We start from the raw sequence: 1,128 nt of genomic DNA on the forward strand, positions 1-1,128 counted from the left end.
GAAAATCCCGCTGTCCGGACCGCTGACACAGGCATTTGAAGATGCCCGCGACCGCATCATTGCTGCGGAAATGCCGAAACAGCTGGGGTATGCACTGAAACAACAACTGAGGTTATGGCTGACCCGATGAACCGACATACACAAATCCGCCAGGCCGTACTGGCACGCCTTCGGGAACAGTGTGGAGACAGCGCCACGTTTTTTGACGGGCTTCCGGCATTTATTGATGCGCAGGAACTGCCTGCCGTGGCGGTGTGGCTGAGTGATGCTCAGTACACCGGAAAAATGACGGATGAAGATGACTGGCAGGCTGTTCTGCATATTGCTGTCTTCATCCGGGCACAGGCACCGGATTCAGAGCTGGATATGTGGATGGAGAGCACCATTTTCCCGGCCCTGAATGATGTACCGGCACTTTCCGGACTCATCGACACCCTGATCCCACTCGGTTTTAACTATCAACGTGATAATGAGATGGCCACCTGGGCGATGGCGGAAATCACGTACCAGATCACGTACACGAATTAAGGAGGTGGCAATGACCACACCAAATCCACTGGCAAAGACGAAAGGTGCGGGGACGACGTTCTGGATGTATACCGGCAACGGCGACGCATTTGCGAACCCTTTGTCGGACACTGACTGGCTGCGTCTTGCGATGGTGAAGGATCTGCAACCTGGCGAAATGACCGCTGATGCAGAAGATGATACTTATCTCGATGATGAAGATGCAGACTGGAAAACGACAACCCAGGGGCAGAAATCAGTCGGTGATACTTCGGCGACGCTGGCCTGGCGTCCGGGTGACAGCGGGCAGAAAAAACTGGTTCAGTTGTTCGACTCCGGTGAAGTCTGCGCGTTTCGTATCAAATATCCCAACGGTACTGTTGATGTTTTCCGTGGCTGGCTGAGTTCACTGGGTAAAACCATTGCCTCAAAAGACGTGATGACCCGCACTGTGAAAATCAGCGGTGTGGGGCGTCCGTATCTGGCAGAGGAAGGCACTGAAACAGTGAACGTTACCGGGCTGACGGTGGCACCGGCATCTGCCAGTGTAAAAGTGGGAGCAACCACCACGCTGACCTTTACAGTAAAACCTGACGGAGCCAGTGACAAAGCGATCAGTGT

General features: G+C 53.9%; 3 protein-coding genes. All 3 read left to right on the forward strand.

Features of this window, described 5'->3' with window-relative positions; genetic code table 11:
• Positions 1–130 (forward strand): phage tail protein (locus ACJHX3_RS24890; RefSeq protein ID WP_049301879.1); only part of this gene is annotated, 130 nt, incomplete at its 5' end.
• The gene (locus ACJHX3_RS24895; RefSeq protein ID WP_001079400.1) at positions 127–528 is read left to right on the forward strand and encodes a phage minor tail U family protein; all 402 of its coding nucleotides are present in this window, start codon (positions 127–129) and stop codon (positions 526–528) included. The genes ACJHX3_RS24890 and ACJHX3_RS24895, both read left to right, overlap by 4 nt.
• A 10-nt stretch (positions 529–538) precedes the next feature.
• On the forward strand, positions 539–1,128 hold a 590-nt coding region (locus tag ACJHX3_RS24900), incomplete at its 3' end, for a phage tail tube protein (protein ID WP_410236250.1).

Origin of the sequence: Escherichia sp. WS1265 (genome assembly GCF_046487585.1) — a bacterium.
Classification (GTDB): Bacteria; Pseudomonadota; Gammaproteobacteria; order Enterobacterales; family Enterobacteriaceae; genus Escherichia; species Escherichia coli.

What these genes read in the sequence shown, in the direction of transcription:
- ACJHX3_RS24895 (WP_001079400.1), top strand. Translation starts at nt 127, where the DNA reads ATGAACCGACATACACAAATCCGCCAGGCCGTACTGGCACGCCTTCGG.